Annotated in this window: 22 protein-coding genes and 1 riboswitch; of the genes, 8 read left to right on the top strand and 14 right to left on the bottom strand. The window is 67.3% G+C overall.

From position 1 onward, the window contains the following. The first annotated feature begins 155 nt into the window (after positions 1–155). A complete protein-coding gene (locus QSJ34_RS16185) occupies positions 156–596 on the top strand; it encodes an ATP-binding protein (protein ID WP_285577184.1) in 441 nt (146 codons plus the stop codon). Between the two features lie 7 nt (positions 597–603). On the opposite strand, the gene QSJ34_RS16180 is transcribed toward QSJ34_RS16185, so the two are convergent. The 6 genes from QSJ34_RS16180 to QSJ34_RS16160 all read right to left on the bottom strand — a co-directional run bounded on the left by QSJ34_RS16180 (position 604) and on the right by QSJ34_RS16160 (position 6,328). Then, positions 604–1,827 (bottom strand): chloride channel protein, encoded by a 1,224-nt coding sequence (locus tag QSJ34_RS16180; RefSeq protein WP_285577183.1) that lies wholly within the window; start codon positions 1,825–1,827, stop codon positions 604–606. 13 nt (positions 1,828–1,840) lie between these two features. Beyond that, a riboswitch (Fluoride riboswitch) is annotated at positions 1,841–1,903 on the bottom strand. Further along, a complete protein-coding gene (locus tag QSJ34_RS18595) occupies positions 1,862–2,626 on the bottom strand; it encodes a penicillin-binding transpeptidase domain-containing protein (RefSeq protein WP_420798869.1) in 765 nt (254 codons plus the stop codon). It overlaps the preceding riboswitch by 42 nt. A gap of 29 nt (positions 2,627–2,655) precedes the next feature. Beyond that, a complete protein-coding gene (locus tag QSJ34_RS16175; protein WP_285577181.1) occupies positions 2,656–3,570 on the bottom strand; it encodes a divergent polysaccharide deacetylase family protein in 915 nt (304 codons plus the stop codon). Next, positions 3,570–4,781 (bottom strand): S41 family peptidase, encoded by a 1,212-nt coding sequence (locus QSJ34_RS16170; RefSeq protein ID WP_285577178.1) that lies wholly within the window; start codon positions 4,779–4,781, stop codon positions 3,570–3,572. Before QSJ34_RS16170 ends, QSJ34_RS16175 begins: the two co-directional genes overlap by 1 nt. 72 nt (positions 4,782–4,853) lie before the next feature. Then, positions 4,854–5,171 carry a flagellar basal body rod C-terminal domain-containing protein gene (locus QSJ34_RS16165; RefSeq protein ID WP_285577176.1) on the bottom strand — a complete coding sequence of 106 codons (318 nt, stop codon included), beginning with the start codon at positions 5,169–5,171 and terminating at the stop codon, positions 4,854–4,856. A gap of 53 nt (positions 5,172–5,224) precedes the next feature. Continuing rightward, positions 5,225–6,328 (bottom strand): D-alanine--D-alanine ligase family protein, encoded by a 1,104-nt coding sequence (locus tag QSJ34_RS16160; protein ID WP_285577174.1) that lies wholly within the window; start codon positions 6,326–6,328, stop codon positions 5,225–5,227. Between the two features lie 187 nt (positions 6,329–6,515). Here QSJ34_RS16160 and coaD point away from each other — a divergent pair, with 187 nt between their 5' ends. The 4 genes from coaD (at position 6,516) to QSJ34_RS16140 (ending at position 12,628) form a co-directional block, all read left to right on the top strand. Next, the gene (gene coaD / locus QSJ34_RS16155; protein ID WP_285577172.1) at positions 6,516–6,995 is read left to right on the top strand and encodes a pantetheine-phosphate adenylyltransferase; all 480 of its coding nucleotides are present in this window, start codon (positions 6,516–6,518) and stop codon (positions 6,993–6,995) included. A gap of 16 nt (positions 6,996–7,011) precedes the next feature. Then, on the top strand, positions 7,012–7,896 hold the full coding sequence (locus QSJ34_RS16150; RefSeq protein ID WP_285577170.1) for a LysR family transcriptional regulator: 885 nt from the start codon (positions 7,012–7,014) through the stop codon (positions 7,894–7,896). 79 nt (positions 7,897–7,975) lie between these two features. After that, the gene (locus tag QSJ34_RS16145; RefSeq protein ID WP_285577297.1) at positions 7,976–10,987 is read left to right on the top strand and encodes a sensor histidine kinase; all 3,012 of its coding nucleotides are present in this window, start codon (positions 7,976–7,978) and stop codon (positions 10,985–10,987) included. Between the two features lie 96 nt (positions 10,988–11,083). Continuing rightward, positions 11,084–12,628 (top strand): methyl-accepting chemotaxis protein, encoded by a 1,545-nt coding sequence (locus QSJ34_RS16140; RefSeq protein ID WP_285577169.1) that lies wholly within the window; start codon positions 11,084–11,086, stop codon positions 12,626–12,628. A gap of 9 nt (positions 12,629–12,637) precedes the next feature. Here QSJ34_RS16140 and recG read toward each other — a convergent pair whose 3' ends face one another. Further along, positions 12,638–14,743, bottom strand: a complete 2,106-nt coding sequence (gene recG / locus QSJ34_RS16135) for an ATP-dependent DNA helicase RecG (RefSeq protein WP_285577167.1) — start codon at positions 14,741–14,743, stop codon at positions 12,638–12,640. Between the two features lie 140 nt (positions 14,744–14,883). Next, entirely contained in the window at positions 14,884–16,092 is a 1,209-nt protein-coding gene (locus tag QSJ34_RS16130) for a trans-sulfuration enzyme family protein (RefSeq protein ID WP_285577165.1), read from the bottom strand. Positions 16,093–16,170: 78 nt separating this feature from the next. Between QSJ34_RS16130 and QSJ34_RS16125 the strand changes: the two genes are divergently transcribed. Then, on the top strand, positions 16,171–16,635 hold the full coding sequence (locus QSJ34_RS16125) for an Lrp/AsnC family transcriptional regulator (RefSeq protein ID WP_285577163.1): 465 nt from the start codon (positions 16,171–16,173) through the stop codon (positions 16,633–16,635). Positions 16,636–16,644: 9 nt separating this feature from the next. Here the strand turns inward: QSJ34_RS16125 and QSJ34_RS16120 are convergent, their stop codons facing one another. Beyond that, complete coding sequence (locus QSJ34_RS16120) at positions 16,645–16,971, bottom strand: winged helix-turn-helix transcriptional regulator (RefSeq protein ID WP_285577161.1); 327 nt, start codon at positions 16,969–16,971, stop codon at positions 16,645–16,647. A 469-nt stretch (positions 16,972–17,440) separates the two neighbouring features. On the opposite strand from QSJ34_RS16120, the gene QSJ34_RS16115 reads away from it, so the two are divergent. Then, complete coding sequence (locus QSJ34_RS16115) at positions 17,441–18,511, top strand: DUF3187 family protein (RefSeq protein WP_285577160.1); 1,071 nt, start codon at positions 17,441–17,443, stop codon at positions 18,509–18,511. A 16-nt stretch (positions 18,512–18,527) separates the two neighbouring features. Here the strand turns inward: QSJ34_RS16115 and QSJ34_RS16110 are convergent, their stop codons facing one another. The 5 genes from QSJ34_RS16110 to QSJ34_RS16090 are packed head-to-tail and all read right to left on the bottom strand — an operon-like array spanning position 18,528 to position 21,939. Continuing rightward, positions 18,528–19,133, bottom strand: coding sequence for a TMEM175 family protein (locus QSJ34_RS16110; protein WP_285577158.1), 606 nt, complete (start codon positions 19,131–19,133; stop codon positions 18,528–18,530). Positions 19,134–19,176: 43 nt separating this feature from the next. Next, positions 19,177–19,719: a DUF1697 domain-containing protein gene (locus QSJ34_RS16105; RefSeq protein ID WP_285577157.1), complete on the bottom strand. Its 543-nt coding sequence runs from the start codon at positions 19,717–19,719 to the stop codon at positions 19,177–19,179. Beyond that, positions 19,716–21,023 (bottom strand): hypothetical protein, encoded by a 1,308-nt coding sequence (locus QSJ34_RS16100; protein WP_285577155.1) that lies wholly within the window; start codon positions 21,021–21,023, stop codon positions 19,716–19,718. Before QSJ34_RS16100 ends, QSJ34_RS16105 begins: the two co-directional genes overlap by 4 nt. Further along, entirely contained in the window at positions 21,020–21,643 is a 624-nt protein-coding gene (locus tag QSJ34_RS16095) for a hypothetical protein (protein ID WP_285577152.1), read from the bottom strand. The genes QSJ34_RS16100 and QSJ34_RS16095 overlap by 4 nt, the downstream gene beginning before the upstream one ends. Further along, on the bottom strand, positions 21,643–21,939 hold the full coding sequence (locus QSJ34_RS16090; protein WP_285577150.1) for a hypothetical protein: 297 nt from the start codon (positions 21,937–21,939) through the stop codon (positions 21,643–21,645). The genes QSJ34_RS16095 and QSJ34_RS16090 overlap by 1 nt, the downstream gene beginning before the upstream one ends. A 108-nt stretch (positions 21,940–22,047) precedes the next feature. On the opposite strand from QSJ34_RS16090, the gene map reads away from it, so the two are divergent. After that, positions 22,048–22,845, top strand: coding sequence for a type I methionyl aminopeptidase (gene map, locus QSJ34_RS16085; protein ID WP_285577148.1), 798 nt, complete (start codon positions 22,048–22,050; stop codon positions 22,843–22,845). Positions 22,846–22,895: the final 50 nt, after the last annotated feature.

Raw genomic sequence — 22,895 nt, 5'->3', positions numbered from 1 at the left:
CTATATTTAGGACAAAGTATTCTTAATTGTGATCCACGCCACGCAACCTCCGGCCCCCACAACGCCGTCTCCGCGGCAAAACCACTGGCCCGAAGGGGTGGATTCCAAGTACCTTGGGCTTGGTTCTTTTGATCTCTGGAAGGGATTCTTCATCCATGGCCCACCCCGCGCTTCTGCCCGTCGTCCTCACGTGCAACACGGACCTGCGCTTCATCGACCTGATCCAGGTGGTGGGGGCCGAGTTCCTCAAGCACCTCAGCTTCACGCAGGAAGACGGCGAGCGCTTGTGGCTGGCCATCCAGGAAGGCATCGCCAATGCCATGCGCCATGGCAACAAGCTGCAGAAGGACAAGCCCGTGAAGGTGACCTTCACGCCCCGGGTGGACCGCTTCGAGATCCGCATCGAAGACCGTGGCCCCGGCGTGGATCTGGAGGCCCTGCCCGATCCGAACCTCCCCGAGAACCTGCTCAAGCCCGGTGGCCGCGGCGTGTTCTTCATGCGCCAGGTGATGGACGAAGTCATCATGGAGCGTACGCCCGAGGGATCCACCCTTGTGCTCGTCAAGGCCCGGAAGGTCCGCGAACCCCACGCCTGAGGCCCTGCTAGGCCTGTTTGGGCGTTTCCACGCGATGGCCGCCGTAGATGCCGCGGTGGCCCACCAGCACGTAGGCCAGGGCGCTCGTGACGGCCAGGGGTGCGAGGAAGGCGCCGCCAAAGAGCTCGATGCCCATGAGCGTCGAGGCGAGGGGCGTGTTGCTCGCGGCGGCGAACATCGCGATGAAGCCGATGGTGGCCAGGAAGGTCGGCGGCAGGCCGAACACGGGCGCCAGGGCCACGCCCAGCAGGGAGCCGATGACGAACAGGGGCGTCACCTCCCCGCCCTTGAAGCCGAAGCCCAGGCACAGCACGGTGAAGCCCACCTTGGCCGCGAAGGCCCAGACGGGCACGCCAGCGCCCTGGTACACGCGCGGCAGCCACACGGTGCCCAGGTTGAGGTAATCCGTGCTGCGAAACAGGGCCGTCAGCGCGATGAAGGCCAGGCCGCCGATCAGGGGGCGGAGCCACCAGGCGGGCCAGCGGGCCCGCGTCCACCGTGCCAGGCCGTGCGACAGCTCGGAGAAGCTGCCCGCCACCAGGGCCACCGGCAGCGCGAAGAGCGCGAGCTTCAGCCCCAGACTGGGCGTGAGGGGCAGGGACAGGGCCGGATAGAGGTCGTGATGGGCGCCGAGACCGCGGCAGGCCCAGTCCCCCACGAAGCTCGCCACCCCGCAGATCACGAGGCCCTCGTAGTGGATCTTGCCGATGGCGATGACCTCCATGCCGAACACCGCACCCGCCGCGGGTGTGCCGAACAGCGATCCGAAGCCCGCCGACACGCCGGCCATGAGGAGCAGGCGCTGGCGCGACTGGGTCAGGCGCAACCAGGCCCAGGGCAGCTTCCCGAAGCTGCGGGCCAGGGAGGCGCCCATCTGGACGGCGGTGCCTTCGCGGCCGACGGAGGCTCCGCCCAGATGCGAAAGGAGCGTGCCGATGAGCACCAGGGGCGCCATGCGCGACGGCACGCGGCCCTTGAATTCGAGCACCTCGTCCATGATCAGGCCACCGCCACCCTCCGCCCCCTTGCCGTAGCGGTGGTAGAGCCAGGCGGAGGCCAGGCCGAACAGGGGCAGGCAGCCCAGCAGCCAGAGATGCTGCTCGCGAAGGTGGATCGCGCGCCCGAGAAGGAAGATGAAGCCTGCCGAAGCGGCGCCCGACATCAGGCCCACCACCGAACCCGCGGCGATGTCCCAGAACGTTCTCGCCACCTGCTGTCTCGAATCGAACATGCCTACGCCCTCCCTTCGCGCAGGCGCCATCAGCTCAAGGAGCGGTTTTGGGGCGGACACCATCGCCGGACTTTGATCCTAGCGGAGATTTCGGTAACAGGAATTCCTTCAGGCGACGTTCGCCCTCCATGCCCGTCGCGTGGTCCCCCTTGAGCAGGATCACCACCCAGGCTGGAACGCCGTACTGGGTCACCTGCCCGATGAACCAGCCGTCTCCGTGGCCCGAGCTTCCCGTCTTGCCCTGGAGGACGTAGTCCCCCTTCGAGGGCTTCAGGGATGCGGCCCTCACGGCCTCCAGGTATTCGGGTTTCACGGGCAACGCCTCGGTGTAGAAGCGTCGGATCCAGCGAAGCTGCTGCTCGGCCGTGACCTTCATCTCGCCCGTGATCCAGAAACCGTCGATGGGCTGAAGCGGCCCTGTGGCGGGGTATCCGAGCCTGGCCAATCCTGCGGCCATGCGGTCGGGGCCGAGGGCCCGCGCCGTCTGACGGAAGTAGCTCAGGCAGGATTCGCGGATGGCGCCCGCCAGGTCGATCTCGCCATGGTCGGCGTGGCATTCGCGAGGATCGCAGTGCCGCCGGTTCTCTTGCAGCGTGATGACACCCGCTTCGAGGGCGATCAGGGCGTGGGGCAGCTTGAAGGTTGAGCACGGCTGGAAGGCCTCCGTGGCCTTCAGATGGCGGCTCCATCGCGTCACGCGATCGCCGCGGTCCCACAACAACACGTAGTCGTTGGGCGCGAAGGCGCGCGCAACTTCGGCTTCGGTCCAGTCCTGAGCCCGGGCGTGGACCTGGCCCATCACCGCACAGACGAGCAGCGCGAGGGCCCTCATTTCACCAGCTGCCCTGCGGTCACGAAGCGCACCTGGCCCTTCGTGCGGGGCACCAGCTTTTCCAGGGCCTCCACGGTCTCGGGGTAGATGTGGCCGATGATGAGCACCGAGCCCTCCTTCTCCGCCAGCTTGAGAGCCCGCTCCCACTGCTTTTCCATCTCGGGGAAGGCTTTGTCGTCGTCCAGGAAGACGCGCCGCTGGACTGAGGGCACGTGCAGTTCCTCGGCCACGTCGTAAGCCACGCTGTCCTTCTCCGTGCGGCTGTCCACGAAGAAGTATTTGCGCGCCTTGATCTCCTGCAGCACCCAGCCCATGCGCGTGCGGTCCGGCGTGATGCGGCTGCCCATGTGGTTGTTCACGCCCGCGCGGAATGGAATCTCATCCAGCGCCATCCGCACGCGGCGACGGACCTCGGGTTCAGGAAGGTTGAAGAGGATGGCGTTGGGCCCCGGATCGCGGCCCGGCGCCGGGTAGCCGATAGGTTCCATGGGCAGGTGCAGCATCACCTCCTTGCCCAGGCGATGCGCGATCTCCGCGCTTTCACGCGTGTGCTCCTGGTAGGGCAGCACGGCCACGCTGAAGGCCACGGGCAGGCTGCAGAGCCGCGTCACCAGCTCCGGCTGCATGTAGCCGAGGTCGTCGATGACGAGGGCGAAGCGCGGCAGTGGGTGTTCCGGCTCGGGACTCTGGGGCTTGGCCGCCTCAGCCGGAGGCTTAGCCTTGGGCTCAGTCCCTTTTTTCTCGGGCTTCCTGGGTTCGGGTTTGGGCGCCTCGTGCTTTTCGGGGGTGCCGCGCTTGCCGCAGCCCTGCTGGCCCAGCACCAGCCCGGCGCCCAGGCCCAGGGCCAGCATGAGCACGGCCCAGCCCACCAGGGCCAGGGTGGAGGTGCGTTTCTTTTTGCTTCCTGCCATCAGTCGGGCTTCTTGACCGGCGGCGGGACTTCCAGTTTGGGAACGGGAATGCCATGCGAGGCCTGGGACTCAGCCTTGACGGCGGGAGTCGCCAGGGCCGTCATTACTCGGGCCAGCGCATCTTCGGTGTCCGCCATGCGAAGCACCTGATCGGGAACGATTCCCTGGCGATCGAGCTTCTCGCCCCCGAGCCCCACCCAGCGCTTGGAGACCAGCTCCACGGCCCCGCCCTGCTTCAGGAGGAAGCGCGTGCGCTCGACACCCAGGCCCGGAGTCCGCTCACCCAGGACCTTCGCGCCGCCCTTCTTGAGGCAGGAGGCCAGGACTTCCGGCGCGCCCAGGGTGGCACGTCCCACCAACAGCGCCAGGTGCGCGAAAGGCGTTCCCTGGCCCGACACCGGAATCTCGCGATCCGGCTTGCCCGCCTCCTGCAGGGTGGCGAAGGCGCCTTTCGCGCCCAGAGCCCCGGCCAGGGCGGCAGCTTCAGTCATGGCGCCCCTCTGGCATTGCCGCAGGTCCAGCACGAGGGTCTCCCCGTGATCCACGGCCGCGAGCGCCTTCTTCACCTCTTCGGCCCGCCCCGCATCCAGGTCCGGCAGCGAAACCATCAGCGCGCCCTGGCCGTGCTTGACGGCCACCGCGCCTGGCGTGAGGCGCTGGCGCTGCACGGTGGTCTTGGTGAGGTCTCCCGTGGCGTTGTAGCGGTAGAGGTCGAGTGACGACCCATCGGGCCCGCGCAGCTTGCGCTCCAGGGCCCAGGCGCTGAGCCGGCCGACGGAATCTCCGTCCACCTTGCGGATCACATCACCGGCCTGGATGCCCGCCTTGGTTGCGGGCCCGCCCGGTGTCACCGCGGCCACCGTGGCGTAGATGCCCCGTTTCACGATGATCATCCCCGCTTCGGCGGGGCCCGGATCCGGCAGGCGGAGATCTTCGGCGCTCAGGTAGGCGTTGAGGGGGTGCGAACGCTCCAGCACGGCCTGCACGCCGCCCGACACCACCTTGTCCATGTCGGGGGGGTCCACGTAATTCTGCTGCACGAGCGACAGCACGTCCTGGATGTCGGACAGGCCCGCCAGGGGATCCTGGGGCACAGCCTTGGCGCCCGCCTTGGACTGGGGCTTGGGCGCGTTGCCCTGCTGCATCACCGGCATGGTGAAGGCAGCCACGAGGGGGAGCGACAGGACCGAGAGCCAGGTGCGTGAGTGCATGGAAACAGTCTACGAGGAAACCGTCCGGCGTCCTCCTGCTATTGGCAGCGGACCGGGGCGGCCATGCGCTCCCTAGGCCTTCAGATCCATGGTCGCCTGCGCCAGTTCATCGGCGGTTTTGAGGACCTTGAGGTTGGCCTTGTACATCAGTTCGAAACCCATGCCCTGCACGGTTTCAGTGGGTAGGTCCACGTTCGACGCGCCGGGGCCGGCGGGCGTCGGGTCCTCGAACGCACCCGACACCCGCACCCCCCCCGAGGCTTCAGCCACCAGGTCGACGCGCTTGGCCTTGAATCCGTCCGACTGCTGGTTGGCCACGTTGTTGGCCTGCATGGCCAGCCCCGCGCTGGAGGCGCTGAGACCGGAAAGTGCAATGCCGAAAACGTCCATGGGGGAACTATCGGCAGCCGCCTAGGCGGACTTGATGAAAAATGTCGTGAGGTTCAAGCGTTCTGGAACCAGTTGCTGCCGGATTGGAAGCCCTTCTGCTTGGCGGCCATCTGGGCATGCCGGGCCAGGGCCAGATCGATGAGACGCGTCAGCAGTTCGGCGTAGGGCACGCCGCTGGCGGCCATCATCTTGGGATACATGGAGATGCTGGTGAAACCGGGGATGAAATTGAGCTCGTTGAGGAAGACCCTCCCCGTCAGGCGCTCCAGGAAGAAATCCACCCGGGCCATGCCGTAACCATCCGAGGCCGCGAAGGCCTTGGCCGCCAGCTTGCGGACGAGGTCCGCCAGCTCCTCGGGGATCTGGGCGGGGATCTCGGTGCGGCTCTTGCCGTGGAGGTACTTGTCCTCGAAGGTGTAGAACTCGTCGGCCACGATCACTTCGCCGGGACTCGAAACCAGGGGTTCGTCGCCGCCCAGGACCGCCACCTCGATTTCGCGGACATCCAACCCCTGCTCCACCAGCACGCGCCGATCGAAAGTGAAGGCCCGGTCCAGGGCTGCCGCGAGGTCCCCGGCCTGCTTCACCTTCTCCACGCCGATGCTGCTGCCCAGGTTGGCGGGCTTCACGAAGAGGGGCAGGCCCAGCTTGGCGCATTCCGCCAGACAGACGGCCTGCTCCCGCTTCCAGCGTTCCTGTGTGAGTCCCACGTAGGGCACCACGAGCAGCCCCTCGGACTCCCAGAGGCGCTTGGTGATCCACTTGTCCATGCCCGCGGCCATGGCCAGAAGGCCCGCGCCGGTGTAGGGCCGGTGCAGCAGCTCCAGGTAGCCCTGGATCTGCCCGTCCTCGCCCCCGGCGCCGTGCAGCGCGTTGAAGAAGAGGTCCGGCAGCGGCGTCGTCTCGGCGCCCCGTTCCAGGGGGAGGAAGGGATGCTCGCTGCGCGTCGGCAGCTCGCCGGCGGCCAGGCGCGCGAAGGGATCGCCATTCACCACCCACACGCCGTTCCGCGCGATGCCCATGGGCCGCACCTGGAAGCGCGCCGGATCCAGATGCTCCGAAATGGCCCGCGCCGTCACGATGGAGACTTCGTGCTCGGGGGATTCCCCGCCGAAGAGCAGGCCCACGCTCAAGGTTCCGCTCAGGGTTCCGCTCATGCCGCACCTCCCCGGACCACACGGTGGACCACGCGGTGGACCACGTGCGGGGCCTGCCCCGCCTGACTGGAACTCCGTTCCTGCTTCGTTCTCATGCGACCACTGTACTCTCAACCGGGCCCGATCGAACACTGTGACGACCGCGACGGCTCCGATGCGTTAGGCTAGGGCGACTTTTGGAGCTCCTGTGCGGACGGCCATTTACCCAGGCTCTTTCGATCCCGTGACCCTGGGTCACTGGGACATCATCCAGCGGGCTGAAAAACTCGTGGACCGCCTGGTGGTGGCCGTTCTGCACAACCCCTCCAAGACCCCCGCCTTCGGCGTGGACGAGCGCGTGTCCATGCTCCGCGAGCTCGTGGGCGACCGGCCGGGCATCGAAATCACCAGCTTCCACGGGCTGCTCGTGGATTTCGCGAAATCCCAGGGCGCCCAGTTCATCGTCCGCGGCGTGCGCGCCTTCAGCGATTTCGAATACGAATTCCAGATGGCGCTCATGAACCGCAAGCTGGCGCCGGAACTGGAGACCGTCTTCCTCATGCCCAAGGAGAAGTACAGCGCCGTGAGCAGCCGCCTGGTCCGGGAGATCGGCACCATGGGCGGCAACCTTTCGGAACTGGTGCCCGAATCGCTGCGCGGGCGAATCTCCGAAAGGCTCGCGAAGTAGGATTTGGAGATGGCCGATGACCCTGGATCTGGAGGCCCTGCGGGCGCTTGAGGCAGTGGTGAAGGAAGGCGGCTTCGCCAAGGCGGCTCTGGTGCTGAACAAGGCCCAGAGCGCCGTCAGCTACCAGGTGCGCAAGCTGGAGCAGTCGCTGGGTGTCGCCCTGCTCGATCGCGGCGCCTACCGGGCCGCCCTCACGCCTGCCGGGGAGACCCTGCTGGCGGAGGGACAGCGCATCCTCACCCGGGCCCGCCACCTGGAGGATCTGGCCCACCAGTTCGCCAGCGGCTGGGAGCCCCGGCTTTCGCTGGTCATCGACGGCATCCTGCCCCTGGAGCCGATCATGACGGCCCTCAAGCGCATCGCCGACGACCAGGTGCCCACCCGCATCCAGGTGAAGGTGGAGTTCCTGCGGGGCGTGCAGTACCGCTTCGACAAGGAGGAGGCGGACCTGATGCTCGTCAAGGATTTCCAGCCCAGCCCGAGCCTCTGCGCCATCGCCCTGCCCGAGGTGGAATGCGTGCTGTGCGCGGCGTCGGGCCACCCCCTCGCCTCCGGAGAAGTCGAACTCAAAGACCTGCGGAAACACGTGGAACTCTCCGTCCAGGATTCCTCCGACCGTGGGGATGATCGCCACATGTTCGGCGGAGAGCGGGTCTTCTACCTCTCGGGCTTCGTGCTGAAGAAGCAGGCCCTGCGCATGGGCCTGGGCTTCGGCTGGATGCCCCTCTACCTCGTGGAGACCGAGCTGGCCGCCGGTGATCTGGTGGAACTCAGCTATGCGGGCGGTTCCCGCTACACCTTCACCCCCCAGCTCGTCACCCGCCGGGAGCGCCCCCTGGGCCGGACAGGGCGCCTGCTGGCGGACCACCTCTGCCGGGCCATCGAGGATTCCGTGGGCTGATCCGGGACCGACATGGTTTTTTCCTCTGAATAGTGGAGTTCAGACCCAAACCACCCGAAGAGGGGGTAGAGACGTCTTGATGCTGCTGCGTGCCCTGGCTGTTCTAAGCCTCATCCTCCCCCTGGCGGCCGAGTCCGCGGGGACCTTCCCCGTCCGGCGCTACGGCACCGAGCATGGCCTGTGCAGCGAGGTCGTATCCGCCCTGGTGCAGGATCATGCGGGGCAGCTGTGGGTCGGCACCGAAGGAGGCCTTTGCACCTTCGACGGGCGCCAGTTCAATCCCTTCAACGGGCCCCTGCCCCCGGGATTCGTGCAGCACCTGTTCGTCGATCTGGACGGCGCCGTCTGGGTGGCCACCGATGGCGGCCTGGCCCGCATCGACCACGGCCGCTCGCATCGCCTGGGCGAAGCCGAAGGCATCCCGCGCGGATCGGTGGAGGAAGTGGCCCGGGACGCGGACGGTCACCTCTGGGTGCTCACCTCCCAGGGTGTGCGGGTCGAGGATGCCTCCCACGGCTTCATCGCGCCCATGCCCTGGCCCGACCCGGAGCTGCCCGCCCACTTGTTTGCGGATCCCTCCCTGCCCGGCGCCTGGGCCATCACCTCCCGCGCCATCTGGCGGTGGCGGCCCCAGGGTTGGGTGAAGCAGGACCCCCCGCCCTGCGCGCCGGGCGAGATCCTCCTCGACCTTTCCGTGGATGGCGAACGCGATCTCTGGGTGCGAACCATCAGCACCCTGTGGCATCTACCCGCCGAAGGTCCGCGGACCTGGGTCGGCCTGCCCATGGCCGGTGGCTACAGCCACATCTCGAGGCTGAGCCGGGATGCCCGGGGCTGGGTGTGGGTGGACAGCACCGCCGGCCTGTGGCGCGTGCGCGGGAGCCACCGTGAACGCTTCGGCCACGCCCAGGACGATGCCCGCGGCGGCATGGTCGACCAGGACGGCGGGTTCTGGCTGCGCACCGACAAGGGTGTGCTTCGCGTGCTCGGCCAGACGCACTGGCGCACCTACGGCCCCCAGGACGGGCTGCCCCAGGACACCACCTGGCAGATGATCCGCGATCATCAGGGCCACCTCTGGGTGGCCACGGACAAGGGCCTCTGGGTGGAGGCAGGGGGAAAATTCAAACGCACCGTCCCGGGTCGTTTCCTCGTCCTGGCCCTGGGGAAGGACGACACCCTCTGGGCGGCGGGGAGCCCCGGCGGAACCGTCCAGGTCATGGATACGCGCACCCTCAAGGGCCGGAGCATCCGGATCGAGAAACTCCCGGTGGCCCGCATCACCGCAGCCCTGACCATCGATGCCGAGGGGCACCCATGGCTGGCCAACGACCAGGGCGGCGTGGTCCGGGGCACCCGTGCGGGCTCGGGATGGTCCTGGGAGTCCATGCCCATCGGGGGTCTGCCGCCCCGGGGGGTCAAGGGACTGCTTGCCTTGCCGGGGGGCGGTGTCCTGCTCCTCCATGACCAGTCCGCTTCCACCTGGAAGGCGGGACAGTGGAAGCGCCTGCCCGATCTCCTGACGGATTTGCCCTTCACGGCCGCCGCGCGGCCCGATGGGAAGGTGGTCATCGCCTACAAGGATTCCGGGGCGCTCACCGTGCATGCGCTGAAGGACGGCGGCCTCGTCCGCACGGCCGTGCTCAACCTCGCGCCGCCGGGAACGAACATGGTCTTCTACAGCGTTGCCCTCGGAACCGATGACCGCATCTGGATCGGCACCGCCCATGGACTCGGCTATGTGGACGGAGACCATCCAGAAACCTTCCGCATTCTCGGCACCGAAGACCGCCTCGTCAGCCCCGAGTGCGACCAGGGCGCCATCTTCGCGGAACCCGGCCGCATCTGGATCGGAACCCCCTCGGGCTTGATGAGCCACGACCCCCGGCCCAGCCCTCCGCGGCAGGAACTGAGGGCCCCCCTGATCCTTTCCGCCCAGGCCGGCGGGAAGGAGCTCGAAGGGCTCGATCAGATCCCTGAACTGACCCGGAAGCACAACGAGCTCGAACTCCGCTTCATGGTTCCCAACTACCAGGTCCAGGACACCCTCACCTATGCCGCGAAGCTGTCGGACGTGGATGCGGACTGGATCAAGCTCGACACGCCCCACCTTCGTTACGCCGGGCTGCAGGCGGGCCCGCACGTGCTGGAACTGCGGGGCCTCACCCCGCATGGTGTTCTGGGACCGGTGACCACCTTCCGTTTCAGGGTGCGCCCGGAATGGTGGGAACGCTGGTGGGTGCGGGGCCTGGGACTGCTGGGCCTGGCCGGTCTCATCGTGCTGCTCGTGAAGGTCCGCCAGGCGCGCCTCGAACAGCGCAACCGCGAACTCATGGAGGAAGTGGCCCGCCAGACCTCGGCCCCGCTCGCAGCCTCCCGGGCGAAGAGCGCCTTCCTGGCCAACATGAGCCATGAACTGCGCACGCCCCTCAATGCCATCCTGCTCTACTCGGAGATCCTGCAGGAGGACATGAAGGACCCCGCCCTGGGCGAACTTCGGCAGGACGCCCGCAAGATCCAGAGCGCCGGCAGACATCTGCTGGGCCTCATCGACGACATCCTGGACCTGTCGAAGATCGAAGCGGGCCGCCTCCGCCTCGAACTCCAGGACATCGAGTTGCATGCCTTCATGCATGACCTCGATGCGACCATCCGCCCCCTGGTGGAGAAGAACGGGAATCGCTTCGAGATCGATATCCATGAAGCCGCCGGACGCATCTGCTCCGACCCCGTCCGCCTCCGCCAGATCCTGACGAACCTGCTGGGCAATTCGGCCAAGTTCACCGACAAGGGCTACGTGCTGCTGAAGGCCTGGCCAGAAGCGGAGGACCTCGTCGTCGTCGTCCAGGACAACGGGATCGGAATGACACTCGAGCAACAGGCCAAGGTCTTCCGCGAATTCGAGCAGGCCGATGACAGCACCACCCGGAAATTCGGGGGCACGGGCCTGGGGCTCACCCTGGTGCAGAAATTCATGGGCCTTCTGGGCGGAGAACTCGCGCTGGAATCCATGCCCGGCCAGGGGACCACCTTCACCCTGAGGTTCCCCAAGGCCGGGCCCAGCCAAGATCTTCAGGTCCAAGAGGACTGATCCATCCCGTCGGAAAATCAAGACATTTGCATAAACAACCGTTGAGGCGTATAACGACACGCCGCCATTCGCACAACCCTGGGAAAGGGGATGGGCATGCGCATCAATCAACCGGTTACCAACGTCGAAATCCAGCTTCGCGACGGACAGTACATCGTCTCGAAGACTGACACGAAGGGCCTGATCACCTATGTGAACCAGCCCTTCCTCGAAATCAGCGGATTCACGCACGAGGAGCTGATGGGCGCTCCCCACAACATCGTGCGCCATCCCGACATGCCGCCCGCAGCCTTCGCCGACCTCTGGCGCACCCTCCAGGCGGGCAAAGCCTGGCGGGGCATGGTCAAGAACCGCTGCAAGAACGGCGACTACTACTGGGTGGATGCGAACGCGAACCCCATCTGGGAGAACGGTCGCATCGTCGGCTACATGTCGCTGCGCATGAAAGCCCCGCGCGCCAAGATCCAGGAGGCCGAGCGGGTCTACAGGCTGCTCCGCGGGGGCCGCGGGCAGGGATATGCCGTGAAGGCGGGCCGCATCGTCCGCACGGGTTGGCGCGGCTGGCCGGACGCGATCCGGAATCTCGGCGTGGAGGCGGGGATTTCCGCGGCCTGCCTGCTCGTGGGCCTGTCCATCCTGGGCCTCGCGTACTTCCTGATGACCTCGACGCCTCCCCAGGCCAACGCCTTACTCCTTTTGATCGCCGCGCTGGGACTGGTTCTGGACGGCTGGGTCTGGTGGGCCCTCCGGGCCAAGGTCTTCCGCCCCCTCGAGGAGATCGGCCTCGCCTGCCAGGCCGTGGCCTCGGGCAACCTGGCCTTCGACGCCTCGGTGGACACGGGTTCCGTCATCGGCCGCACGCGCCACGCCGTCAACATCATGGCCGGCAACCTCACGAGCATCGTGACCGACTTCGACACGGCGGCGAACCACATCGCCTCGGTGGCCCAGCAGGTGAACGCCACCGCCCAGTCCCTCTCCCAGGCCACCTGCGAGCAGGCCGCGAGCGTAGAAGAGACCGCGGCTTCCATCGACGAGATGTCGGCCTCCATCGCGCAGAACACCGAGAACGCCAAGGTCACTGACACCATGGCGAGCCATTCGGCCGAAGCCGCCATCGAAGGCGGCACGGTGGTCAAGGACACCGTCGACGCGATGAAGAAGATCGCCAGCAAGATCGGACTCATCGACGACATCGCCTACCAGACCAACCTGCTTTCCCTCAACGCCACCATCGAGGCCGCCAATGCGGGTGAACACGGCAAGGGCTTCGCCGTGGTGGCCGCCGAGGTGCGCAAGCTGGCCGAGCGATCCCAGGCTTCGGCGGCGGAGATCAGCCATCTGGCGGGATCCAGCGTCACCATGGCCGAGCAGGCCGGGCACCTTCTGGACGAGATGGTGCCGACCATCCGGAAGACGTCGGACCTGGTGCAGGAGATCACCTCGGCCTCCAGCGAGCAGAGCACCGGCGTGGCCCAGATCAACGGCGCCATGAGCCAGCTGAGCCAGGCGACCCAGGAGAACGCCTCTGCATCCGAGGAACTTGCCGCCACGGCCTCTGAGATGGGCCAACATGCGACCCACCTGCAGTCACTCCTGGCCTTCTTCACCCTGCAGGAGCACCGCGGCAGGCGGGCCTAGGCCCCGCGCTCAGCTGATCTCGGCCAGTTTCAGGCGGGCCTGCTCCCGGCGCAGCCATTCGGCCTGGGCCTCGCTGAGCCCCAGGGCCAGCACCCGGTCGGCGGCCTCGCGGCAGCGCAGCAGCAGGCTGCGATCCCGCACGAGGTCGGCCACCTGAAAGCGGGGCAGCCCGGCCTGCTTCACACCGAAGAATTCGCCGGGCCCCCGCAGCTCCAGATCGCGCTGGGCGATGCGGAAGCCGTCCTGGGTCTCCACCAATGTCTGCAGGCGCTCGTTCTCCGATCCGCTGATCATCAGGAAATGGCTCCGGTGGGCGCCGCGGCCCACCCGGCCCCGCAACTGGTGGAGCTGGCTGAGGCCGAACCGCTCGGCGTGATCCACCACCATCACGGTGGCGTTGGGAACATCGACGCCCACTTCGATCACCGTGGTGGCCAGGAGGATCTTCGCCTCGCCCGCAACGAAGCGCGCCATGCGGGTCCCCATGTCATCGGCCTTCAGGCGACCGTGCACCACCTCGATGCGCTCGTCGGGAAAGATGGCCTGCAGCAGCGCTTCCATGGCCTGGATGTCTCGCAGCTGCACCTTCCCTTCATCGGAAGGATCGATGCTCGGGCTCACGACGAAGGCCTGGCGGCCTTCGGCCAGTTCGCGCCGCATGAGTTCCCAGGCCCGTTCGGCGGAGTCGGGTTTGAACAGCTTGGTGCTGATGGGTTGGCGACCGGGCGGCAGCTCATCCAGCACGCTCTGATCCAGGTCACCGAACACGGCCAGCGCCAGCGAGCGGGGGATGGGTGTGGCGCTCATCACCAGCCAGTGCGGATCGCCACCCTTCTCCTTCAACGATTCGCGCTGCTTGACGCCGAACCGATGCTGTTCGTCCACCACCACCAGCTGGAGCTTGTGGAAGGCCACGGCCTCCTGGAACAGCGCGTGGGTGCCCACCACGTAACGGGCCTCGCCGCTGGCGATGCGGGCCAGGGCCGCCCGCTTCTCCGCGGCCTTCATACCTCCAAGCAACAGCTGCATGGAGGTCGCCTGATCGCCCAGGTAGCGGCGGAAGCTGGCGGCGTGCTGACGGGCCAGCACCTCCGTGGGCACCAGCAGTGCGCCCTGGCCGCCCGTTTCGGCCACCATGGCCAGGGACAACAGCGCCACGAGCGTCTTGCCGCTGCCCACGTCGCCCTGGAGCAGGCGGTTCATCACCCGGCCCGAGGTCAGGTCCTCCACGATCTCCTTGAAGGACCGGCGCTGCGCGCCGGTCATGGGAAAAGGCAGAAAGGATCTCAGGCGTTCACGCAGTTCGGGCGAGGTCTCCACCACGAGACCCCGGCGCTTCAGTCGCCCTGCCCGACGCAGGGCCACCCCCAGGGAGAACGCGAAGAGTTCTTCGGAGGCCAGGCGCCGGTGGGCCGGCGTCGATCCCTCTTCCAGTGCCAGGGCCTCACTGTCGTCCGGAGGCTCGTGCAAAAGCCGCAGGGCCGTCAGGGTGTCCGGCAGATCCCTCCCAAGCTCGAGGGGCAGCCAATCCTCGGTGATGTGGGCCCGGCCCAAGGCCTCGGTCACCAGCTTCTGCCTCACACGTCCCGTGAGCGGGCCCAGGCGGCGGTAGAGCGGCAGGTAGCGGCGCACCCAGCCCAGGCCGCTGTCGCGGTGGCCGATGTCTCCACCGCGGTCCATGATCTCGAACTGGGGGCCTCGCATCTCCAGGCCATGGCGGCCCATGGCGAGGGTGCCGAACACCAGCAGGCGGTCCCCCACCTTCAAGGTGCGCCCCAGGTAGGGCTGATTGAACCAGATCAGGCGCAGGCTGCCGGTACCGTCGACCAGGAGCGCCTCCGTGAGGGCCATGCGCTGGACGTGGGTGGTGCTCTGGCGCAGATCCTGGATGGTGCCGAGCACCGTCACGAGGCCCACTTCGGGCGATTCGAAGCCGCGCAGATCCAGGCTGTCGAGGGTTCTCAGGCTGCCGCGATCCACATAGCGGTAGGGCAGATCCCACAGCAGATCCCGCAGCGTATCGAGGCCCGCCTCCTGCAGCGCCGCCGCCCGCGCCGGCCCCAGGCCGCGGAGGACCGTGACCTTGGACGAGAGGGGAAGCGGCGCGAGCGACATGCTTCAGCCTAGCTCGGACGAACCCAGACGTGAGGCCTGGGCTCTGCTCAGGCCTCACCTGGGCGGTCCCCCTTTCCTGGCATAGAAATGATCGGGGCCGCCCCATGCCAGGGCGGCCCCGAAGGCGGGATCAGGGAAAGCTAGACCTGGGCGACGCTGCGGGCCATGGCCTTGACGAGGGCCTGTTCCAGATCGGCCCAGAGGTCCTCGGGGTTCTCGAGGCCCACGGACAGCCGCATGAGCGACTGGGAGATGCCGGTGTGCTCGCGGGCCTCGGGGTTCACCACGCGGTGGGTGAGGGCCGCGGGATGCTGGATCAGCGTGTCCACGCTGCCCAGGGACACGGCGGGCGTCATGAGCTTCACTTCGGACATCACCGTCGTGGCGGCTTCGAAACCACCCTTCAGTTCGAAGGCCATCAGGGAGCCGGGGCCCTTCATCTGGCCTCCGATGAGGCCCTTGGGATCCTGGCCCTGCAGACCCGGGAAGTGCACCGCGGACACGGCGGGGTGCTTGGCGAGGCGTTCGGCCAACACCTGGGCGCCCGCCTGCTGGGCGCGCACGCGCAGGGGCAGGGTGGGCAGGCTGCGGTGCAGCAGGTAGGCCGCGAGCGGATGCAGCACGTTGCCCGTGATGACGCGGACCTTGCGCAGCTCCGTGGCCCAGTCGTTGTTGGTGGCCACCAGGCCCGCGAGCACGTCGCCGTGGCCGCCGAGGAACTTCGTGGCGCTGTGGAGGACCAGGGTCGCGCCCAGCTTGATGGGGTTCTGCAGGATCGGCGTGGCGAAGGTGTTGTCCACCAGCACGGGCACCTTGCCGGCCTGGCGGACGACGTCTTCCAGATCCAGCAGGGCGAGCGTCGGGTTGGCCGGGGTTTCCACGATGACCATGGCGGTGTCGGGGCGGATGGCCGCGGCGATGCCGTCAGCCTCGGCCCAGGTCACTTCCAAACCCAGCATGCCGGAGGCCAGCAGGTGATCCGTGCCACCGTAGAGGGGGCGCACGGCCACGATGTGGTTGCCGCGCTGCTTGGCGGCCATGAGGCTGGCGGTCACCGCGGCCATGCCGGAACCGAAGGCCACGCATTCCTCGGCGCCCTCGAGCTGCGCCAGCGCCTGCTCGTAGCGGGCCACGGTGGGGTTGTAGAGGCGGGCGTACACCGGGCTTCCGATGGGCAGGCCGCCCATGGCCATGGCCTCGAGGCTGCGGCCGCCCTCATCCAGATCCTGGACGGGATAGGTGCTGCTGAGATCGATGGGCATGGCATGGATACCCTGCTCATGGAGGACCTCACGACCGGCATGCACCGCCTGGGTTTCAAGCGCCAAGGAAGGGGACAAGTGGGTCATGATGAGCTCCTGTCCCTCCAATGTAGGTTCGTTCAATTCGGTGTCCGGCCGAATTCATTTCGTGAAACAATGAAAAACATGGAACTCGACCGAATCGACTGCGCCCTTATCGAGCTTTTGCAGAATGATGCTCGGTTATCCAACAAGGAACTCGCCGCCGCCGTGGGTCTGGCGCCCTCCTCCTGCCTGGCCCGGGTGCAGCGCCTTCGAACGGAGGGCGTGCTGAAGGGGGCCCACGCTGAAGTCGATCCGCAGGCCCTGGGCGTGGGCCTCCAGGCCCTCATCGCCGTTCAGCTGCGCCAGCACAGCCGGGCCCAGGTGAAGGCCTTCTGGAAGCACGTCATGGGGCTGCCCGAGGTGCTGGCCGTCTTCCACGTGGCGGGCACCCATGATTTTCAGGTGCACGTGGCGGTGCGCGACGCCCACCACCTGCGGGATCTGGCCCTCGACGCCTTCACCACCCGCTCCGAGGTAGCCCACATCCAAACGAGCCTCATCTTCGAATGCGCCAAGGGAAAGGCGATGCCCAACTACCGGGCCTAGATGCGGGGATTAGGCCGGCGGCAGGGAGATCTGCTCGCCCCAGCGGGTGACGGCCTCCACCACCTGGCGGAACCCCCGCCCCTTGCAGGTGAGTTCGTATTCCACCTTCACCGGCGTGGTGGGCAACACGCGGCGCACCAGCAGGCCCTGGCACTCCAATTCCTTCAGGCGGGCCGACAGCACCTTCTCGCCGATGCCATCCACTTGGGCGGCCAGTTCGTTGAACCGGAGCGGCCCATCCTGGAGGATCCACAGGATGCGGCCGGTCCAGGGCTTGGCCAGCAGGTCGATGGCCATCCTGAATAGCTGGCAACTGGCGGTTTCACGCGCGTCCATGGGTCGTCCGGGGCCCACCGTGGGCACCCCAAAGCTATCCCAAAGAAAGTCGCTTGACAAGGGGAAGCCACGGAACCAAGATTGCTGTCACCAGGAAACAAGCTTCCTTTGAGAAAGCCGCCGGAGTCCCCATGAGCCCCGTTCAAAACCCCAGTCCGATCTGGATCACGCGCCTGGGCCGTTGGGTGCTCAGGGTTCTATCCCTCCCGGGCGGCCGAAGCTGGCTGACAAGCTTTGCCGACCCCATGGCCGACCCGCCGAGAGCCCTTGGGCTCACCCACCCCCATCGAAGAAGGTCCCCTGTCCTGGTGGCCCCTCGAATTCATTCGTCGCGGACTCGGGCCACAAAAACCGAGTCCTGGTTTTAATCCCCCTCTCTACTTCCTTTTTCGTCACCGTCACCAAGCGCCGCCCGGATTTCGTCCGGTAGGGGTGGATGCGTCCACCCGCGGCCCCCCAGGAGCCTTCCATGCGCGCCGTTCTCGCGCTGGCCCTCGGCCTGTCCCTCCAGGCCCAGGACCCCGCCTATCCCGAAATGGGCCCCCTGCCCACCCGCAACATGTTCACCCTGCTTCAGGCGCCGATGACCTACCAGCCGACGGCCCCGCGCCCCATCGGCGCCGGGAACTGGCAGGTGTCCCTGACCCACGTGCGCGCCAATGTGTTCGAGTTCTCGGACCTGATCAAGGAACACCCCCCGGCCTGGTTCCAGGGGCGCGTCATCATGGACCGCCGCGCCCTGGAGGCCCTGGCCGCCCAGTACCCCGCGGCGCCCTTCGTCTTTTATTTCGACGAAGAGATCGCCCGGACGACCCTCCGGGTTCGGCGCGGCCTCACGGAGCGAACCGACCTCTGGATCGATCTGCCGGTGGAACGCCACGGCGGCGGCGACCTGGACGCGCCCATCGAAGCCTTCCACAAGTCCCTCGGTTTCGATCAGTGGGGCCGGACAGAGGTGGCCCGCAACCAGGCCGTCGTCGCCACCATCCGCTACGGACACCTCGACTTCGTTCGGGAAGGATCCCAGGCAACGCACCTCCAGGACCCCCTGATCGGGCTGGTCCATCAGATCCACCAGGGAGCGTCCACAGGCCTGAGCGCCACCTTCACCGTGAAGCCCCCCCTGGTCACCACCTATGGCTCGTACCGCGCCGGGTGGGACCTGGAGGGCGGCCTGAGCGGATGGTGGGACCTCGGTACCACCCAGACCCTCTATGCCGGTGCCGCCTACACCCACCGGGGTTCCGGCAACGCGGCCTACAACCACCTGGACTACACGTCGGATCTGGGGGCCCACCTCACCTGGCAAGGACGCAGGCAATCCGCCGTCCAGCCTTTCGTCCAGCTCTACTTCCTGAGCGGATTCAGCACGCCACGGCCCTTCGCGAAGCTGCACGAGGGCAGCCTCCAGCACGACCTGGGCCTGCACGTGCACCTGGATCGGCGCTCCACCCTGACCTTCCGCTACATCAACAACATCACCCACCACGAGAACACGGACGACGCCTCCTTCGCCGCGAGCCTCACCTGCCGCTTTTGAGCGTGAGGCCGCGTTGTCAAAGGGGGTGCTGATCCTCACCGGGGACGCGGCCCGCCAGCGTCCGCTCGATGCGCCGGTCGGGGACAAGCCACATCAGGGCCACCATCCAGTAAAGCCCGAAACCCGCCCAGCGATTGAAGAAGGAGAGCAGGATCGCGATGGCGTAGATCACGACGGAGAGCTTGCCCTTCAGGTCGCTGCCCACGGCGGCGCCAAGCAGGGAGCCCTCGCCGTGGAAATGGATCAGGCACTGGCTCAACAGGTAGTAGGCCAGCCCGGCCATGAGCAGCACGCATCCGTAGAGCGCCACGGGCCCCGCCGAGAAGTGGTTCTCGCCCATCCAGGCCGTGGCGAAGGGCACCAGCGACAGCCAGAACAGCAGGTGCGTGTTGGCCCAGAGGATGGGCCCGTTCACCTTCTTCACGGCATGCAGCATGTGGTGGTGGTTGTTCCAGTAGATGGCGATGTAGATGAAGCTCAGCGCGTAGCTCACGAAGGTCGGTAATAGAGTTCGTAGAGCCGCGAAAGAGTCGCCGTGGGGCACCTTCAGTTCCAGCACCATGATGGTGAGGATGATTGCGAGCACTCCGTCACTGAAGGCTTCCAGCCTGTTCTTTCCCATGCCCACCTCAGTTTCGCGATTGTTGTAGGCACGGTGGCGCGGGTCAAGGTTTCAGATGCTTCGCCGCCAGGCGCTGCAGGGAATTGAAACCGCGGAAGGTCGCCTGCACCTTCGTGGCCCTTTCGAAAACCGCGTTCGAAAAGGTGGATTCACTCTGCTTCATCCGGCACAACCACCAGACCTCGCGTCCCACCGCGCGGAAGGCGTCCACCTCCGTACGGAGCGTCTGCAGCCGCGCCTCGGCCTCCGGAGGCAGCGGCGCGTGCAGCAGCGCCACGTTCAGCGCCTTGGCGGAAGCCACCTCGGCCTCGCTGAATGGACAGGCCTTCACCAGTGCGGCCAATTCCCGCTCGGTCCTCAGAAAGGTGGCCACCTCATAGCCCAGCGAAGCCTGCAGATGCGTCTCGATGCGCCGTTGCAGGGCCGCCTCCGTGCCCTTGGCGCCCTCGAAGATGACATTCCCGCTGGCGATGAAGGTCTCAGCGTTCCGCAGTCCCAGGTCTTCGAACAGCTCCCGTAGCCGGGCCATGGTCACGGTGTGGCCGCCCACGTTGATGGCACGAAGGAACGCGAAGGTGCGACTCAAGGCGCCTCCAAAGCACTCAGGGCGCGGTCCGCCAGGCGGCCCAGATCCCCGCTGCCCTGACTGTTCGCGAGGTTCTTGGCCAGGGCCACGAGCAGCGCCTCTCTTGCGAAGGCGGGCAGGTGCGGCATCAGATCGGCCACGGCCGCCACGGCCAGCAGCTGGTGGGCGTGATTGAAGGAGGGATCATTGCGCGTGGCGGCCTCGGCCAGGGCCGCGAGCGCCTCATCGCCCATCCCCGAACGCACAAGCCCCAGGGCCTGGCCCATGGCCGGCCCCGGCTCTGCGTCCAGCACGGCTTCCAGCAGACCTTCGCAAGTGGGCTCAGCGAGAGCCGCGGGGCGAATGCGTTCCTCGGCCTCGTCGGTGGGGAAGAGGTTCACCAGGGCTGCGGCCTGGCACCAGATGCGGGGATCCGTGGGACGGGTGCGGGCGAGGTTGGCCAGGTAGACGAAGGACCAGGCCGTCTTGCCTTCCAGGTCGCGCCGGGCGTCCAACTGTTTTTCGCAGGCCGCCAGCACCAGCGCCGTAAGCGCATCCAAGGCCTCTTGGCCGAAGCGGATCCGCTCGGTGAAGCGATCCAGCAGGGCCACCAGGCCCAGATCGCAGATCTCCCGCACCCAGGGATCGAGGGCCGTCGCGTCCGGATCCATTCCCGTCCACGTCAGCGCGACCTGGTTCTCCCCCAGGCGCTTGGCCGCGCGGCGGGCCCAAAAGCTGTCCTCTGGCGTGGCCGCCACCCAGGCCGCCAGCCCGAAGAGCCGCCGGCCGGTCGCCTTGGGCCGCTCCAGCTGCTCGTGTAGATCACCCAGGTCGGAGACCAACACGGCCTTGTGGCCCACGTTGGCCATGTCCGTGTCCACGCGCCGCCCCAAGCGCTGGAAGTCGGCGGGCTCAGGCAGCTCGAAGCCTTGGGCCTCCGCATAGGCCAGGCCGGGCCGGCGGGATTCGATGAACGATTCCAGGTTGCGCCACTGACCACTGCCCTTCGCGGAAGCCACCTGGGCGGCCGCTTGGGCGGACCGGCGCCCCTCGTGGGCCGCCATGTGCAGTTGGATGCCGAGGGCCCGGTGGAAGCTCCGCGTTTCCAGCAGGGGTCGCAGCCGGAACACCGCCCGAAGGCCAAGAATGCCATGGGGCACGTGGGGCTGGTAGGCCTCCCAGTCGATGCGCGGCACCAGGGCTTTCACCGCCTCCCGCACCGCGTCCCGCACGCCGTCGGGCTCTGCGATCCGGGCCGCGAAGGCCTCGAAGAAGCCCGCCGTCGGCGTCTCCAGCTCCTGGGACCAGCGGGCCTCGGGGTTCACGCATCCTCCAGGGGCAGGGCCCAGGCGGAGGCCACGAGGCGCGCCCAATGATGGTTCCAGGCCCGTTTCCACACGAGGCTGCCTTCTTTCATATCCGAAGCTTCGAGGCGCTGGTGCAGGTCCTTCCGAAGTGCCTCCGCCTGGAGGCCGAGGGCGGCCTCGGCCAGGCCCAGCAGGCTCGCGCGCACCTCCCGAATCTGGTCGTGATGGGCGAGGTAGCCCGCGGATTCGGGCGAGGGGGCCGACGCCCGCAGGCGCTGCCACTCCTCATAGGCTGAACGGGCGGCGGGATCCTCCCGCAGGGGCGCCTTCACCTGCTGCCAGCCCTTGCCCGCGTCCAGGGCGGGTCCCGCGCGCAGGATGGATTCCCGCAGCTTCACGGCCTTGGCCACGTCCCGGTCGAGGTGCTTCAGGGCCACGAAGGTGCGGGGCTTGTCGCGCTTCTCGCGCCGGTCGAAAAAGGCGTTGAGGGCCGAAACCACCAGGTCCATGGGCACGCCGTCGGCCTCCCAGGCCAGCACCTGCCGGTAGTCCTCGGTGCTCAGCAGGCCGGCCCGCCCCCAGGCCCGGAACGCCCATTCACGTTCCAGCCAGTCCTTCTCCTCCCGGCTGTAGGGCATCAGCGACTCGAAGTGGGGCTCGCGGAAGGGTTCGCGGGAGCTTCCGGCACCAGCCAGGTGCCGTCCTTCAGGTGCAGGGCGCCGTTCTCCCAGGCCAACACTTCCTCGGGAACGATCTTGGCCTTGGCGAAGCCCCGGAGCCGGAAGGCCCCCGCACCCAACCGCTGGCCTTTGCGATCCCAGACCTCCATCTGCCACAACGTGCCCTGGTGGCTCTGGACCCTCAGGAACACGCCGGTCTTGCCCTCCCCGCCCCACTCGGCGTCCGCGGGCACCGAACGGGGCCTGGACGGCACCTTTCCGCACCCGGCTCCGAAGCCCGCCAGGATAAATGTCATCACCAGGATTGTGGATGATCGCGCCATGCCCACATTCTACCCGTTAGACTAGGTTTCGAGGGGGGCATGGTCCTGATCCGCGAACAGATTCGATACAAGAGCCGCAAGGAGATCGACAAGCTGCGGGAGTCCTGCCGCCTGGCGGCCAATGCCCTGCGCATCGCCGCCCGGGCCGCACGGCCTGGCGTGAGCCTGCTGGAGCTGGACAAGATTGCCGAGGCCTACATCCGCCAGCACGGGGCCACCCCTAGCTTCAAGGGCTACCACGGCTTTCCCGGCACCCTCTGCACCTCCGTGAATGACAAAGTGGTGCACGGCATCCCCACCAAGTACGTGCTTCAGGAAGGCGACATCATCGCCATCGACTGCGGGGCCAAGCTCGACGGTTTCCACGGCGACACCTGCCTCACGGTGGGCGTGGGCAAGATCACGGATGAGGCCCGCATGCTCATCCAGACCGCCCAGCTCGCCATGTACGTGGGCATCGAGCACTGCCGGCCGGGCCTGCGCCTGGGCGACATGGCCACGGCGGTCCAGAACTTCGCCGAGGAGCGCGGCTACTCCGTCGTGCGCGAATACATCGGCCACGGCCTGGGCCGTGACCTGCACGAGGATCCGCAGGTGGTCTTCGCCGAGCAGAAGCCCGGCACCGGTTTCCGCATGGAGCCCGGCATGACCATCACCATCGAGCCCATCCTCAACACCGGCAGCCACAAGTGCCTGGTGGAGCCCGACGGCTGGACGGTGCGAACCCGCGACGGCGGCCTCTCCGCCCAGTTCGAGCACGACATCGCCATCACCCGCAACGGCCCCGAGATCCTCAGCATCCCCGATCCTGAATTCGAATTAGAGGACGGCCTGTAGCACTGCTTCCGGAAGAAGACAGGGTCCGGGAAACTTTTTCACAAAATCTG

Origin of the sequence: Geothrix limicola, assembly GCF_030268085.1 — a bacterium.
Classification (GTDB): Bacteria; Acidobacteriota; Holophagae; order Holophagales; family Holophagaceae; genus Geothrix; species Geothrix limicola.
This window is presented reverse-complemented; position numbering and strand designations above follow the sequence as displayed.

What these genes read in the sequence shown, in the direction of transcription:
- QSJ34_RS18595 (WP_420798869.1), bottom strand. Translation starts at nt 2,626, where the DNA reads ATGGGCCAGGTCCACGCCCGGGCTCAGGACTGGACCGAAGCCGAAGTT.
- QSJ34_RS16150 (WP_285577170.1), top strand. Translation starts at nt 7,012, where the DNA reads ATGACCCTGGATCTGGAGGCCCTGCGGGCGCTTGAGGCAGTGGTGAAG.
- QSJ34_RS16180 (WP_285577183.1), bottom strand. Translation starts at nt 1,827, where the DNA reads ATGTTCGATTCGAGACAGCAGGTGGCGAGAACGTTCTGGGACATCGCC.
- QSJ34_RS16185 (WP_285577184.1), top strand. Translation starts at nt 156, where the DNA reads ATGGCCCACCCCGCGCTTCTGCCCGTCGTCCTCACGTGCAACACGGAC.
- QSJ34_RS16115 (WP_285577160.1), top strand. Translation starts at nt 17,441, where the DNA reads ATGCGCGCCGTTCTCGCGCTGGCCCTCGGCCTGTCCCTCCAGGCCCAG.
- QSJ34_RS16175 (WP_285577181.1), bottom strand. Translation starts at nt 3,570, where the DNA reads ATGGCAGGAAGCAAAAAGAAACGCACCTCCACCCTGGCCCTGGTGGGC.
- QSJ34_RS16160 (WP_285577174.1), bottom strand. Translation starts at nt 6,328, where the DNA reads ATGAGCGGAACCCTGAGCGGAACCTTGAGCGTGGGCCTGCTCTTCGGC.
- QSJ34_RS16170 (WP_285577178.1), bottom strand. Translation starts at nt 4,781, where the DNA reads ATGCACTCACGCACCTGGCTCTCGGTCCTGTCGCTCCCCCTCGTGGCT.
- QSJ34_RS16095 (WP_285577152.1), bottom strand. Translation starts at nt 21,643, where the DNA reads ATGCCCTACAGCCGGGAGGAGAAGGACTGGCTGGAACGTGAATGGGCG.
- QSJ34_RS16120 (WP_285577161.1), bottom strand. Translation starts at nt 16,971, where the DNA reads ATGGACGCGCGTGAAACCGCCAGTTGCCAGCTATTCAGGATGGCCATC.
- QSJ34_RS16110 (WP_285577158.1), bottom strand. Translation starts at nt 19,133, where the DNA reads ATGGGAAAGAACAGGCTGGAAGCCTTCAGTGACGGAGTGCTCGCAATC.
- map (WP_285577148.1), top strand. Translation starts at nt 22,048, where the DNA reads ATGGTCCTGATCCGCGAACAGATTCGATACAAGAGCCGCAAGGAGATC.
- QSJ34_RS16130 (WP_285577165.1), bottom strand. Translation starts at nt 16,092, where the DNA reads ATGACCCACTTGTCCCCTTCCTTGGCGCTTGAAACCCAGGCGGTGCAT.
- QSJ34_RS16145 (WP_285577297.1), top strand. Translation starts at nt 7,976, where the DNA reads ATGCTGCTGCGTGCCCTGGCTGTTCTAAGCCTCATCCTCCCCCTGGCG.
- QSJ34_RS16125 (WP_285577163.1), top strand. Translation starts at nt 16,171, where the DNA reads ATGGAACTCGACCGAATCGACTGCGCCCTTATCGAGCTTTTGCAGAAT.
- QSJ34_RS16140 (WP_285577169.1), top strand. Translation starts at nt 11,084, where the DNA reads ATGCGCATCAATCAACCGGTTACCAACGTCGAAATCCAGCTTCGCGAC.
- recG (WP_285577167.1), bottom strand. Translation starts at nt 14,743, where the DNA reads ATGTCGCTCGCGCCGCTTCCCCTCTCGTCCAAGGTCACGGTCCTCCGC.
- QSJ34_RS16165 (WP_285577176.1), bottom strand. Translation starts at nt 5,171, where the DNA reads ATGGACGTTTTCGGCATTGCACTTTCCGGTCTCAGCGCCTCCAGCGCG.